The sequence below is a fragment of the Streptomyces cyaneofuscatus genome (assembly GCF_033109485.1).
Taxonomy (GTDB): Bacteria; Actinomycetota; Actinomycetes; order Streptomycetales; family Streptomycetaceae; genus Streptomyces; species Streptomyces cyaneofuscatus.
Genome location: NZ_CP137002.1, coordinates 2,040,293 through 2,053,928 on the forward strand (window position 1 = coordinate 2,040,293; position 13,636 = coordinate 2,053,928).

The following is a 13,636-nucleotide window of genomic DNA, read 5'->3' on the forward strand; positions in this document are numbered from 1 at the left end:
GGAGGGGCACAGCTCGCGTATACCGGCGGTGGCTACTGGGCGGCCGCGACCGGGGCTTCCATGAGGATGGTGCGGCGCGGGTTGGCCGTGACGGTGGGCAGGTCGGCGGCGTGCTCCGGCAGGAAGGGCGTCTGCAGCGCTTCGGCGTCCTTGAGGTGCGCCAGCGTGGTGCGCCGGGGGTTGGCAATGTTGCGGATCGTCGTCGTCTTCATCTGCCGTCAGGACCCTGTCGGTTCGGGGCGTCGCCTCGGCGGCGCCTGCTTGTCGGATTCGCCATCCCTGTAAAGCGTCAGGCTAAACATCCGATTCCCCGCCGGAGCCGCGATGAGGCGACGATCATCATGTGAGTTTGCTCACGAAGTAATCGACAATTGGCCCATTACGGACGGGAAGCCAGGGCCCCGAAAACGGACATTACCTCTCTGAATCCATCATTCCGCTCCTGATCATCGCGACTGGGACACCCCCCACCCCTAAGCGACTCATCCCCGTTAGTCCGTTTTACCCACGAACACTCTGCACTGCTTGTTACTCGTTCATCACAACGTGTCACGCAGGTCACAGCCCGGTACATGGCCCTTGTTGGAGATCCTGCACTGTGCTGGAATTCCACGCACCGCCGCGGGTTTCAGACCGGCGCACCGGGCGCAACGCAGCGCCGAGCGGCGGCGGGAGGGGGAAGTACGCCGGTCACTCAACGACCACCATGGGGCGCGTCCAGCGCCCCACGACGCCGACACCGTTCTGTCCTTAATCCGGACGGAACGCCTGGTCCAGAGGTTGCGACGCTAGTGCAGGGACGTTTCAAGAGGGATGGCAGCGCTCCGGCGGAACAGGAGCCGCGCGGCGGGACCGACCGCGGTTCCTCGCCCCAGCACGCCCAGAACCCCGGGCCGGCCGCTGCCGGCGACAACGGCGACCGTGCCAAGCCCCCGGGCTCCGCGCCGAGCGGCGGAGCCGAGCCGAGCACGCCTTCCGCCTCCCGCGGCCCGGTCGACACGGGGTCGCGAATAGCGCTCCGTAACTGGCGCATCAGTACGCGACTGGTCTCCCTCCTCGCCCTCCCCGTGGTCGCAGCGACCAGCCTGGGCGGTCTGAGGATCAACGAGTCCATGACCGACATGCAGCAGCTGGAGCACATGCAGCTGCTGACCCAGATGACCAAGCAGGCGACCTCGCTCGCGCAGGCCCTCCAGGTGGAGCGCGACCAGTCCGCCGGTCCGCTCTCCAACGGCTCCAAGGCGACCGACTACAAGGTCTCCCAGCCCCGGGAGAAGACCGACCGGGCCAAGGACGCGTTCCTGGACGCGACCAACGAGATCGGCGACTTCGAGAACGACGACGCGCTGGAGAGCATCCACGCGAGCGTCGCCCAGATCGCCTCGCAGCTCGGCGACATCCGGTCGATCCGCAAGTCGGCGTACGAGGACGGCGCGCCGTCCCTCAACACCATCGACCAGTACAGCCAGCTGATCACCTCGCTGCTCAGCCTGTCCCAGGACATGGCCCAGGCGACCAGCAACCCGGACATGATCAAGCGGACCCGTGCGCTGGCGGCGTTCTCCTCCGCCAAGGAGTACGCCTCGATCCAGCGCGCGGTCATCGCGGCGGCGCTGCCCGGCGGCTCGGTCAAGGAACCGCACCTCAACGAGAACGACAAGCAGTTCGGCTCCAACGCCCTCGACAAGGAAACCCGCGCGATCAGCTCGTTCAAGTCGATCTACGGGTCGACCGGCGAGAGCGCGGTGGACCTGATGGCGCCGCTGGACAACGGGAACAACCCCGAGATCAACGCGGCGAACATGTACGCCAAGCACATCCTCGACACCCCGAACGGGATCGACGGGGCGAAGGTGCGCTCGTACATGGACTGGTACGACCAGTCGTCCACCAAGATCGACGCGATGAAGACGATCGAGACCACCCTCCTCAGCGACATGGAGGCCAAGGCGCGCGAGCTGCGCGAGGCCTCCCAGCGCGAGGCGATCATCAACGGTGCGGTCATCCTCCTCGTCCTCGGTGTCTCGCTCGTCGGCGCCTTCGTGGTGGCCCGGTCCATGATCCGCTCGCTGCGGCGCCTCCAGGACACCGCCACCCGCGTCGCCCAGGACCGGCTGCCCGAGCTCGTCAAGCAGCTCTCCGAGACCGACCCGCAGGACGTCGACACCTCCGTGGAGTCGGTCGGTGTGCACTCCCGGGACGAGATCGGCCAGGTGGCCGCGGCCTTCGACGACGTGCACCGCGAGGCCGTCCGCCTCGCCGCCGAGCAGGCCCTTCTGCGAGGCAACGTCAACGCGATGTTCACCAACCTCTCGCGCCGTTCGCAGGGCCTCATCCAGCGCCAGCTCTCGCTCATCTCCGAGCTGGAGTCGCGCGAGGCCGACCCGGACCAGCTCTCCTCGCTCTTCAAGCTCGACCACCTCGCGACCCGTATGCGCCGTAACGGTGAGAACCTCCTCGTCCTCGCGGGTGAGGAGCCGGGCCGCCGGTGGACCCGCCCCGTCCCGCTGGTCGACGTGCTCCGTGCCGCCGCCTCCGAGGTGGAGCAGTACGAGCGCATCGAACTCTCCGCGGTGCCCGCCACCGAGGTCGCCGGCCGCGTCGTCAACGACCTCGTGCACCTCCTCGCCGAGCTGCTGGAGAACGCCACGTCGTTCTCCTCGCCGCAGACGAAGGTCCGGGTCACCGGTCACGCGCTGCCCGACGGCCGGGTGCTCGTCGAGATCCACGACACCGGTATCGGCCTCTCCCCCGAGGACCTCGCCGCGATCAACGAGCGGCTCGCGCAGCCGCCCACCGTGGACGTCTCGGTCTCCCGCCGCATGGGTCTGTTCGTGGTCGGCCGGCTGTCGCTGCGTCACGGCATCCGTATCCAGCTGCGCCCCTCCGACTCCGGCGGCACGACCGCGCTGGTCATGCTGCCCGTCGATGTCGCCCACGGCGGCAAGCAGCCCCCGTCCAAGCAGGGCTCCGGCCAGCAGAACGGCTCCGCCCCCGGCGGCCTGCTCGCCGGCAACGGCAACGGTGCGGGCGCCGGCCAGCGTCCCGGGATCGGCGGCGGACCCGGCGGACCGGGTGCCAAGAGCCTCGGCTCGGGACCCGGCGGCCAGCGCGGCCAGGTCGGTGCGGGGTCCGGTCCGCGTGCCGCCCTCCCCGCGCGGGACAACGGCCCCGGCCGCCCGCAGGGCCAGCAGAACGGCACACAGGGCAACGGCCCGCAGAACCCCGGCAACCCGAACCAGCCCTTTCCGGGCCAGGAACCGCAACGCCAGGGCGGTGGCGGCCTCTCCGGCGCCTTCGGCAACGGCGCCCGGCTCGGTGCGCGCGGTCAGGGCGACGCTCCCGGCCGTACGGAGCCGGGTCAGCCCAACCTGTTCGGTCACGGCGCTCCGGCCTCCCCCGGCCAGAACGGCCGCTCGAACGCGTTCGCCCCGCAGAACCAGCAGGGCCAGCCGGGTCAGCAGGGTCCGGGCCAGCAGCAGGGCCGGAACCAGCCGCAGCCCGCGCAGGCCCGGCACGAGCAGAACGGCCCCGGCCAGGGCGGCTTCCAGCAGCCCGGCGGCCCCGGCCGTCAGCTGCCGCCGACCGGCGGTCCCCGGGCCGAGCTGCCCGGCGGGAACCCGCAGCAGCGCCCCCAGGCCGCCAACTGGGGCGCGGACGCCCCGCGCGGCCACGAGGAGCACGACGCGACCGGGCAGTTCGCCCGGCCGACGGGCCCCGGCCAGGACCAGGCGTTCAACGCCCCGCTGGGCCAGGACCCGGGCGCGACCTCGCAGTTCGCCCGGCCGGACTTCAACGCGCCGCTCCAGCAGAACCAGCAGAACCAGTCCTACGGCCAGCAGGCCCAGGACCCGGCGTCCACCGCGCAGTTCGCGCGGCCCGACTTCAACGCGCCGCTCCAGCAGAACCAGGGCCAGCAGCTGCCCGCGCCGCGTCAGCGCGGCCCGGAGGGCAACGGCTTCGGCGCCCCGCGTCCGTCGGCGTCCCCGGCGGGCGAGGCCCCGTACCGTCCCGCGCTCCCCCAGCAGCCGGAGGCCCTGCCGCCGGCCGGTCCCGGGGACGGTCGTACGCCGCTGTACGACACCCTGGAGACCAACTGGTTCCACGGCCCGGGCCAGGGCGGCCAGCAGGGCGCCGAGCCGCAGGCACCGGCCGCTTCCGAGCCCACCGGCGTACCCGTTCCGCCCATGCCCCAGCGTGGTGCGGCCGAGGCTCCGGTCACCAGCTCGTGGCGCGCCTCGCCCAACGACGAACTCGTACGCCAGGCCGAGCGGGTCAAGAAGCCGGCCGCCGGCGGGGTCACCACTTCCGGGCTGCCCCGCCGTGTTCCCCGCGCCAATTTGGTTCCGGGGACCGCTCAGCAGCAGAATCACCAGTCCGGACCTCAGGTTTCGCGTGCGCCCGATGACGTACGCGGTCGTCTGACCAATCTCCGCCGGGGCATCCAGCAGGGACGGCAGGCCAACAACGGCCCGTCGACCGGCAGTATCCATCTCGGCCCCACTCACCAGCAGGAGCGTTAGTTGAGCCCCATGAGTCAGGCCGCGCAGAATCTGAACTGGCTGATCACCAACTTCGTGGACAACACCCCAGGGGTGTCCCACACGGTGGTGGTCTCCGCGGATGGCCTGCTGCTGGCGATGTCCGAAGGTTTCCCGCGCGACCGCGCCGATCAGCTGGCGGCCGTGGCCTCCGGGCTGACGTCGCTGACCGCGGGCGCCTCGCGGATCTTCGAGGGCGGCGCCGTCAGCCAGACCGTTGTGGAGATGGAGCGAGGATTCCTCTTCCTCATGTCCATCTCCGACGGGTCCTCACTCGCCGTTCTCGCCCACCCGGACGCCGACATCGGTCTGGTCGGTTACGAGATGGCCCTCCTGGTCGACCGTGCGGGCACCGTCCTCACGCCCGACCTCCGCGCCGAGCTCCAGGGCAGTCTGCTCCATTAGGCGGCCGTCCTGCGGATTCACGACACGATCCCCCCAGGTAATGCCCACAACCCTCACCCGTCAGGCCGCCTTAGTCCCCTCACCGGCCCCTTGCAGACGGCAAGCCGAGAACCTGCTGTCACGCCCGGAGGATTCATGACCCCGCCACCCGCCTCACCCGATCCGTACGGCGCACTGCACCACGCGTCGTACGACGAGGGGGGCGACCAGCCGCTGGTTCGTCCTTACGCCATGACCGGTGGCCGGACCCGGCCGCGTTACCAGCTCGCGATAGAGGCACTGGTCAGCACCACCGCGGACCCGGCGCATCTGGGGACGCTGCTCCCCGAGCACCAGCGGATCTGCCACCTGTGCCGTGAGGTCAAGTCGGTGGCCGAGGTCTCCGCGCTGCTGTCGATGCCGCTCGGCGTCGCCCGCATCCTCGTGGCGGACCTGGCGGAAGCCGGCATGGTGGCCATCCACCAGCCGGGCAACGGAGAGGCCGGCGGCGCGCCGGATGTGACACTGCTCGAAAGGGTGCTCAGTGGACTTCGCAAGCTCTAGCGGCGGTACGGCCCGCGCCACTACCTCCGCGAAGATCGTGGTGGCGGGCGGTTTCGGCGTGGGCAAGACCACGTTCGTCGGTGCCGTCTCGGAGATCAACCCGCTGCGCACCGAGGCCGTGATGACGTCCGCGTCCGCGGGCATCGACGACCTGACCCACACCGGGGACAAGACGACGACCACCGTCGCCATGGACTTCGGCCGCATCACGCTCGACCAGGACCTGATCCTGTACCTGTTCGGTACGCCGGGCCAGGACCGTTTCTGGTTCATGTGGGACGACCTGGTCCGCGGCGCCATCGGCGCCGTCGTCCTCGTCGACACCCGCCGCCTCGCCGACTGCTTCCCCGCCGTCGACTACTTCGAGAACAGCGGCCTCCCCTTCGTCATCGCCCTCAACGGCTTCGACGGACACCAGCCCTACACCCCCGACGAGGTACGCGAAGCGCTCCAGATCGGGCCGGACGCGCCCATCATCACGACGGACGCGCGGCACCGTGCGGATGCCAAGAGCGGCCTGATCACGCTGGTCGAGCACGCCCTGATGGCACGTCTCAAGTAGTCCCGACAAGTAGGCGTAAGTCGTTTTTGCCATACGGAAGTTGTTGTAGTCACGCGGGGGCGGCCTGTGTCGTTTGACACGATCCGCCCCCGCGTTCATAACATTTCGACAGAGAATTGGCCCCGCGCCACCACCCGATGCATCCACGTGGTGCCACTGCGCTCACATGAGCCCCGCCTTTTGACGGGGCTCGCTCTTTATGCCCGTTTTATCTGAGGCGTGGACCACTCGGAATGATCGATTCCGAGTGTTTGGAGGGGGGCCCGTACCCGTGCTGCAATTCGTCGAACTCCCGAGTAGTTACGGCCCTGAACGAATAATCCGGCACAACGTAGGTGCCGACGCCGAGAGGTTGTTGGTCGAGTGAGGCGAAGCAACGAGGGCTCCGCGGTGCAGCCCGAGCGGGGCAACTTCACCCCGCCGTCGCACGCTGCGGCGTCCCCTGCACAGGCGCCCGAGCCGGAGCCGGCCGGTGGCAGCACCAGCCGGCTCTCCCCGCGCAACTGGCGGGTGGCCACCCGGCTGAACGCGATCCTCCTGATCCCGGTCATCATCGGCCTGATCATGGGCGGATTCCAGGTGAAGGGGTCCATCGACACCTGGAGCGAGGCCCAGGAGGCCGAGAAGATCGCGCGCGTCGTCCGCGCCGCCTCGGACTACGGGCAGGCCCTGCTCAACGAGCGCGACCAGACCGCCCAGCCGCTGCTCTCCGGCGACCGGGACGCCGACATCGTCGAGGAGGCCCGGGCCACCACGGACGAGGCGCGGACGGCCTTCGACACCGCGGTGAAGGACATGCCCGCCAAGCCGGGTCTGGAGCGCCGCCTGAAGCTCTTCAAGGTCGACGAGCCCAAGCTGCCCGAGCTCCGCAAGGCCGCCTACTCGCAGGCGCTCGACCCGGTGAAGACCGAAGAGGGCTACACGCAGGTCCAGCACTCGCTGATGCAGTTCGCCAACGAGCTCGGCCTCGGTACCGGCAACGTCACCAGCTACGGCCGTACCGTCTACGCGATCGAGCTGTCCAAGGCTGCAGAATCGCTTCAGCGCTCGATCGGCATGCACCTGCTGGTGCGCCCGAGCAAGAAGCCCGCCGTCTACAACGACCAGGTCAAGGCCTTCGGCTCGTACAACTACCTGGAGCAGATCGCCCTCGCCGAGTTCAACGCCGGTGGCACCCAGGCCGACGTGGACCGCCTCAAGCAGGTCATGGCGGGCAAGGCAGCCGAGGGCGCCAGGCAGCTCAAGGCCGCCCGCGAGCAGGCCGATGCCGCCGGTCAGCCCTTCGTGGCGCCGCCGAGCATCGACGGCTCGGTCTTCGACGGCATGGTGCAGGAGATCGGCAAGGGCCAGGAACCCGCCGAGCTGGCGAAGAAGGGCATCACGCCCGAGACCTGGATGGCCGCCGCCACCGCCAAGTTCGAGGGATACGCGACGGTCGAGAAGGAACTCGTCGACAAGGCGGTGGACGAGGCCGCGAAGATCTCCTCCGACGCCAAGTCCGACGCGATCGTCAACGGCCTCATCGTCGTCATCGCGCTTCTGGCGGCCTTCATCCTGGCCGGGCTCATGGCCCGCCAGATGAGCCGGGCGATGCGCCAGCTGCGTACCGCCGCCTTCGGTATCGCCGAGCAGCGGCTGCCCTCCCTCGTCGACCAGCTCTCCCGCACCGACCCGGGCCGGGTCGACACCCGGGTGCAGCCCATCCCGATCACCACGCAGGACGAGATCGGCGAGGTCGCCCGCGCCTTCGACCAGGTGCACCGCGAGGCCGTCCGGCTCGCCGCCGAGCAGGCCATGCTGCGGGGCAACGTCAACGCGATCTTCACCAACCTCTCGCGCCGCAACCAGTCGCTCATCGAGGGCCAGCTGACCCTCATCACCGACCTGGAGAACAACGAGGCGGACCCGGACCAGCTGGAGAGCCTCTTCAAGCTGGACCACCTGGCCACCCGTATGCGGCGCAACGGCGAGAACCTGCTCGTCCTCTCCGGCGAGGAGCCCGGCCGCCGCTGGGACCAGCCGGTGCCGCTGGTCGACGTGTTGCGGGCCGCCTCCTCCGAGGTGGAGTCGTACGAGCGCATCGAGCTGTCCGGCGTCCCCGAGGCCGAGATCCACGGCCGGGCCGTCACCGACCTCGTACACCTGCTGGCCGAGCTGCTGGAGAACGCCACCACGTTCTCCTCGCCGCAGACCAAGGTCAAGGTCACCGCGACCCGGCTGCCCGACGGCCGCGTCATGGTCGAGATCCACGACAAGGGCATCGGCCTCACCGCCGAGGACTTCGCCGACATCAACCACAAGCTGGCCAACCCGCCGACGGTGGACGCCGCGGTCTCGCAGCGCATGGGCCTGTTCGTGGTCGGCCGGCTCGCCGACCGGCACGGCATCCGGGTCCAGCTGCGCCCCTCGGGCGAGCAGGCCGGCACGACGTCGCTGGTCATGCTCCCGGACGCCATCACCCACGGTGGCGGTGGCGAATCCCTGCACGGGCAGGACGACTTCACCGTCTCCTCGATCATCCCCGAGCAGCAGAGCGCCTTCGAGCCGGCCCCGCAGCACGGTCAGATGCGTACGGCGGCGGAGCTCGGCTTCGACGACTCGCGCTACGAGGTCCAGGCCGACCCGGTCCAGCTGGACCCGGTCAACCGTTCGCTGATGCGTGAGGAGCGCCGGGCGGCGCTGGAGGCCCAGACCGGCTCCGGCTCCCCGTTCCCGGACGGCTCCCAGGAGCAGCAGGGCTACGGCCAGGAGGGTTACGCGCAGGACCAGTACGCCGGGCAGGACGCGTACAACGGTCAGCAGGGCTACGCGCAGGAGCCCTACGGCCAGGACCAGTACGCCCAGGACCCCGCCCAGCAGGCGCAGCAGGACCCGTACGCCGGCTCCTACGAGCAGCAGGGCTACGGCACCGGGAACGGCTACCCGCAGCAGCAGGAGCAGAACGGGTCCCAGCCGCAGCAGCAGGGCTACGCGGAAGCGGCATATGCCGCTCCGGAGAACCCGCAGGACCCGTACGCCGCCGACCGGTACGCTGCCCCGACCGACCAGTCCCACCAGGACGACTGGCCTGTTCAGAGCGGTTCGCAGAACACTTTTGAGCCGGTTCGGCAGGCTGAGGCGGAATCTGTTCCGAGCGTTCCCGCACCGTCGCAGGAGCGCGTAGGCTTCGACCGTCCGGGGTCCACCCCGAACGTCGGCCACGAGCTGACCGAAGCCGGTCTGCCTCGCCGCGGCGGTGCGCAGCACTGGCAGCCGAGCGGCCGCGGCAACGAACAGCCCGCTCCGGCTCCGCAGCGGCAGCCGCAGCAGCAGGAGCGGCAGGCCCCGCAGACGGACGGGGACGGCACCGACGACTGGCGCTCGACGAATGACGAGCGCTGGGAGCGGGCCGAGAAGCTCCGTGAGCCGAAGGCGGGCGGAATCACCCCCTCCGGTCTCCCCCGGCGCGTGCCCAAGGCCAACCTGGTCGAAGGCACGGCGGAGCAGACCCAGCAGGGCGGCCCACAGGTCTCCCGCGCCCCCGAGGACGTCCGCGGCAGGCTGAGCAAGCTGCGGCGCGGTGTCCAGCGGGGACGCAACGCGGGGTCGGACACCAGTACCACCTACAACCAGGAGCGTTAGTGTGAGCCCGATGAGCCAGGCGGCGCAGAATCTCAACTGGTTGATCACCAACTTCGTGGACAACACCCCCGGGGTGTCGCACACGGTGGTGGTCTCCGCCGACGGACTCCTGCTGGCCATGTCCGAAGGATTCCCGCGCGACCGCGCCGACCAGCTGGCGGCCGTGGCCTCCGGTCTGACGTCGCTGACCGCGGGCGCCTCGCGGATCTTCGAGGGTGGGGCGGTGAACCAGACCGTTGTGGAGATGGAGCGGGGATTCCTCTTCATCATGTCCATCTCGGACGGTTCGTCACTCGCCGTTCTCGCCCACCCGGATGCCGATATCGGTCTGGTCGGGTACGAAATGGCACTTCTGGTCGACCGCGCGGGCAGTGTTCTGACCCCGGATCTCCGCGCCGAACTTCAGGGAAGTCTTCTTAACTAGTAGACAGACAGTGCGTTTCTCGCCACCGCGCCATAAGGTGCGGTGGCGCGGCCCCACTGGGATCGGCGACCGGCAGTCGGAGGAGGAAACGTGGCAGCACCCACAGGCGGACACCCCTACGAGGGTGAACAGAGGGTTCCGGGTGAGCACGGTGACAACCGTTTCGGCTACCCCGCAGCATCCGGCGGCCAGGCCCCGGGGAACGCATATCAGCCATACCAGCAGCCGCAGCAGCACGGCGCCCATGGTGCGCAGGGGTCCGAGTGGCCCCAGCAGCAGCCGGGTTCGCCGTGGCCGCAGCAGCAACAGCAGCCCCAGCAGCGGTACGACGCGCCGCAGCAGCAGCGTATCCAGCCGGTGCAGCAGCGGCGGGCCCCCGAGCCCGCCAAGCCGGCGGCGCACAACCCGCTGGTCCGTCCGTACGCCATGACCGGCGGCCGGACCCGGCCGCGTTACCAGCTCGCCATCGAGGCACTGGTCAGCACGACGGCCGATCCGTCCCGGCTGCAAGGGCAGTTGCCCGAGCACCAGCGGATCTGCCGGCTCTGCATCGAGATCAAGTCGGTCGCCGAGGTTTCGGCCCTTCTCTCGATCCCCCTCGGCGTTGCCCGGATCCTCGTCGCCGACCTGGCCGAGGCCGGACTCGTCGCTATCCATCAGCCCGGCGGCGACGAGGCCGCCGGCGGCCAGCCAGATGTGACACTGCTCGAAAGGGTGCTCAGTGGACTTCGCAAGCTCTAGCGGCGGAGCGGCCCGCTCCACTACCTCGGCGAAGATCGTGGTGGCAGGGGGCTTCGGCGTGGGTAAGACCACGTTTGTCGGTGCCGTTTCGGAGATCAATCCGCTGCGCACCGAAGCCGTGATGACGTCCGCGTCCGCGGGCATCGACGATCTGACCCACACCGGGGACAAGACCACCACGACGGTGGCCATGGACTTCGGACGTATCACCCTGGACCAGGACCTGATCCTGTACCTGTTCGGTACGCCGGGCCAGGACCGTTTCTGGTTCATGTGGGACGACCTGGTCCGCGGCGCCATCGGCGCCGTCGTCCTCGTCGACACCCGCCGCCTCGCCGACTGCTTCCCCGCCGTCGACTACTTCGAGAACAGCGGCCTCCCCTTCGTCATCGCCCTCAACGGCTTCGACGGACACCAGCCCTACACCCCCGACGAGGTGCGTGAGGCGCTCCAGATCGGGCCGGACACCCCGATCCTGACGACGGACGCCCGGCACCGCGCCGACGCCAAGAGCGCGCTCATCACGCTGGTCGAGCACGCCCTGATGGCCCGCCTGCGCTAGGGGGTGTCTTGCCGATCAGGCCGGATCAGGGAGCGGGGTCTGGTGCCGTGCATCGCAAGGCGGAGGAGGGAGTCAACGCGGAGCGTTGGTGACCGACGACAACGCCGCGAGGTGCGGTGCCAGACCCCGCGAGCCCGGCGTGATCGGCAAGACACCCCCTAGGACCCTCCCGGCCGTACGAGAAGGGCCCCGCACTCCTCATGGAGTGCGGGGCCCTTCTCGTAACGCTGAGCGGCGCGGGGTCAGCCCTGCGCGACGCCGTGGGCGGCCGGTGTCAGCCCTGCCAGCTGTGCGGCGCGCGGAAGCCCGGCGTGCGCTCCAGGCGGCGCCAGCCGGCCGTGTCGCGGCCGCGGTGGGCGGGGGCGGACGGCTGGGCGGCGGCGCGGGCCATCAGGACGGCGGTGATGGCCGCCAGCTCCTCGGGGGCCGCGTGGCCCTTCTCGACGCGCAGGACGGACTCGGCGGAAGTGAGGCTCATGGTGGGGTGTCTCCGTCTTCTCGGCAGGGTGTCGTGGACCGTGCGGCGGATCGCGCCGCTGCGGCAGTGACTACTGCGGGGGGTTGCCGTGCTTGCGGGACGGCAGGTCGGCGTGCTTGGTGCGGAGCATGGCGAGCGAGGCGATGAGCACCTCGCGGGTCTCGGCGGGGTCGATGACGTCGTCGACCAGGCCGCGCTCGGCCGCGTAGTAGGGGTGCATCAGCTCGGCCTTGTACTCCTTGACCATGCGCGCACGCATCGCCTCGGGGTCCTCGGCGTCCGCGATCTGACGGCGGAAGATGACGTTGGCGGCACCTTCGGCGCCCATCACCGCGATCTCGTTGGTGGGCCAGGCGTAGGTGAGGTCGGCCCCGATGGACTGGCTGTCCATGACGATGTACGCGCCTCCGTAAGCCTTCCGCAGGATCAGCGAGATCCGCGGCACGGTGGCGTTGCAGTAGGCGTACAGGAGCTTGGCGCCGTGGCGGATGATCCCACCGTGCTCCTGGTCCACGCCGGGCAGGAAGCCGGGGACGTCCAGAAGGGTGATGATCGGGATGTTGAACGCGTCGCACATCTGGACGAAGCGGGCGGCCTTCTCGGACGCCTCGATGTCCAGCACCCCGGCCAGCGCCTGCGGCTGGTTGGCCACGATCCCGACGACCTGGCCGTCGAGGCGGGCGAGCGCGCAGATGATGTTGCGGGCCCAGCGCTCGTGGATCTCCAGGTAGTCGCCGTCGTCGACGAGCTCCTCGATCACCTGGTGCATGTCGTACGGGCGGTTGCCGTCGGCCGGTACCAGGTCCAGGAGGACGTCGCCGCGCCGGTCGGCCGGGTCGTCGCTCTCGACGGTGGGCGGGTTCTCCCGGTTGTTGGAGGGCAGCATCCCGATGAGGTAGCGGACCTCGGCGATGCACGTCTCCTCGTCGTCGTACGCGAAGTGCGCGACGCCGGAGGTCTCGGCGTGCACGTCCGCGCCGCCGAGGCCGTTCTGGGTGATCTCCTCGCCGGTGACCGCCTTCACGACGTCCGGGCCGGTGATGAACATCTGCGAGGTCTCACGGACCATGAACACGAAGTCGGTCAGCGCCGGGCTGTAGGCCGCGCCGCCCGCGCACGGGCCGAGCATCACGCTGATCTGCGGGATGACACCCGAGGCGCGCGTGTTGCGCTGGAAGATACCGCCGTACCCGGCGAGCGCGGAAACGCCCTCCTGGATACGGGCGCCCGCGCCGTCGTTCAGCGACACCAGCGGCGCACCGGCCGAGATGGCCATGTCCATGATCTTGTGGATCTTCGTGGCGTGGGCCTCGCCCAGCGCCCCGCCGAAGATCCGGAAGTCGTGCGCGTAGACGAAGACCGTGCGGCCCTCGACCGTGCCCCAGCCGGTGATGACCCCGTCGGTGTACGGCTTCTTGGCCTCCAGGCCGAACCCGGTCGCCCGGTGGCGGCGGAGCTGCTCGACCTCTTTGAACGAGCCCGGGTCCAGCAGCAGCTCGATGCGCTCGCGCGCGGTCAGCTTGCCCTTGGCGTGCTGCGCCTGGGTCGCGCGCTCGCTGGGGCCGCGCCGGGCCTGCTCACGCAGGGCCAGCAGTTCGGCCACCCGGCCACGCGTATCGCTCGGCTGCTCACCCTGGGTTTCGTCCACAACGGTCATGCATCGACCCTACGAACCCCGACCCAGAAATCGTGCCGTCGACTCCGTACAGTCTCCTGCCCGGTTTCGTGGTGGGAGTGAACAGAACCATCCCGCCGGGCA

11 protein-coding genes are annotated in these 13,636 nt (G+C 69.9%); 8 read left to right on the forward strand and 3 right to left on the reverse strand.

All coding sequences use genetic code 11. From position 1 onward, the window contains the following. Positions 1–32: 32 nt before the first annotated feature. Positions 33–212 carry a hypothetical protein gene (locus R2B67_RS08460; RefSeq protein WP_317817164.1) on the reverse strand — a complete coding sequence of 60 codons (180 nt, stop codon included), beginning with the start codon at positions 210–212 and terminating at the stop codon, positions 33–35. Between the two features lie 579 nt (positions 213–791). Between R2B67_RS08460 and R2B67_RS08465 the strand changes: the two genes are divergently transcribed. The 8 genes from R2B67_RS08465 to R2B67_RS08500 all read left to right on the forward strand — a co-directional run bounded on the left by R2B67_RS08465 (position 792) and on the right by R2B67_RS08500 (position 11,399). Then, positions 792–4,523, forward strand: a complete 3,732-nt coding sequence (locus R2B67_RS08465) for a sensor histidine kinase (RefSeq protein ID WP_317817165.1) — start codon at positions 792–794, stop codon at positions 4,521–4,523. A gap of 9 nt (positions 4,524–4,532) precedes the next feature. Next, the gene (locus tag R2B67_RS08470) at positions 4,533–4,946 is read left to right on the forward strand and encodes a roadblock/LC7 domain-containing protein (protein WP_006127850.1); all 414 of its coding nucleotides are present in this window, start codon (positions 4,533–4,535) and stop codon (positions 4,944–4,946) included. A gap of 135 nt (positions 4,947–5,081) precedes the next feature. Further along, positions 5,082–5,489, forward strand: a complete 408-nt coding sequence (locus R2B67_RS08475) for a DUF742 domain-containing protein (protein WP_015611637.1) — start codon at positions 5,082–5,084, stop codon at positions 5,487–5,489. Continuing rightward, on the forward strand, positions 5,470–6,051 hold the full coding sequence (locus tag R2B67_RS08480) for a GTP-binding protein (RefSeq protein WP_015611636.1): 582 nt from the start codon (positions 5,470–5,472) through the stop codon (positions 6,049–6,051). Before R2B67_RS08475 ends, R2B67_RS08480 begins: the two co-directional genes overlap by 20 nt. Positions 6,052–6,414: 363 nt before the next feature. Beyond that, positions 6,415–9,672, forward strand: coding sequence for a sensor histidine kinase (locus R2B67_RS08485; RefSeq protein WP_317817166.1), 3,258 nt, complete (start codon positions 6,415–6,417; stop codon positions 9,670–9,672). A gap of 10 nt (positions 9,673–9,682) precedes the next feature. Beyond that, complete coding sequence (locus R2B67_RS08490; RefSeq protein WP_006127847.1) at positions 9,683–10,096, forward strand: roadblock/LC7 domain-containing protein; 414 nt, start codon at positions 9,683–9,685, stop codon at positions 10,094–10,096. Between the two features lie 90 nt (positions 10,097–10,186). Next, positions 10,187–10,837 carry a DUF742 domain-containing protein gene (locus R2B67_RS08495; RefSeq protein WP_317817167.1) on the forward strand — a complete coding sequence of 217 codons (651 nt, stop codon included), beginning with the start codon at positions 10,187–10,189 and terminating at the stop codon, positions 10,835–10,837. Further along, complete coding sequence (locus R2B67_RS08500; protein ID WP_014048542.1) at positions 10,818–11,399, forward strand: GTP-binding protein; 582 nt, start codon at positions 10,818–10,820, stop codon at positions 11,397–11,399. Before R2B67_RS08495 ends, R2B67_RS08500 begins: the two co-directional genes overlap by 20 nt. Before the next feature lie 274 nt (positions 11,400–11,673). On the opposite strand, the gene R2B67_RS08505 is transcribed toward R2B67_RS08500, so the two are convergent. Then, positions 11,674–11,877 carry an acyl-CoA carboxylase subunit epsilon gene (locus R2B67_RS08505; RefSeq protein ID WP_018509673.1) on the reverse strand — a complete coding sequence of 68 codons (204 nt, stop codon included), beginning with the start codon at positions 11,875–11,877 and terminating at the stop codon, positions 11,674–11,676. Positions 11,878–11,947: 70 nt separating this feature from the next. Then, positions 11,948–13,534, reverse strand: coding sequence for an acyl-CoA carboxylase subunit beta (locus R2B67_RS08510; RefSeq protein WP_026241027.1), 1,587 nt, complete (start codon positions 13,532–13,534; stop codon positions 11,948–11,950). Positions 13,535–13,636: the final 102 nt, after the last annotated feature.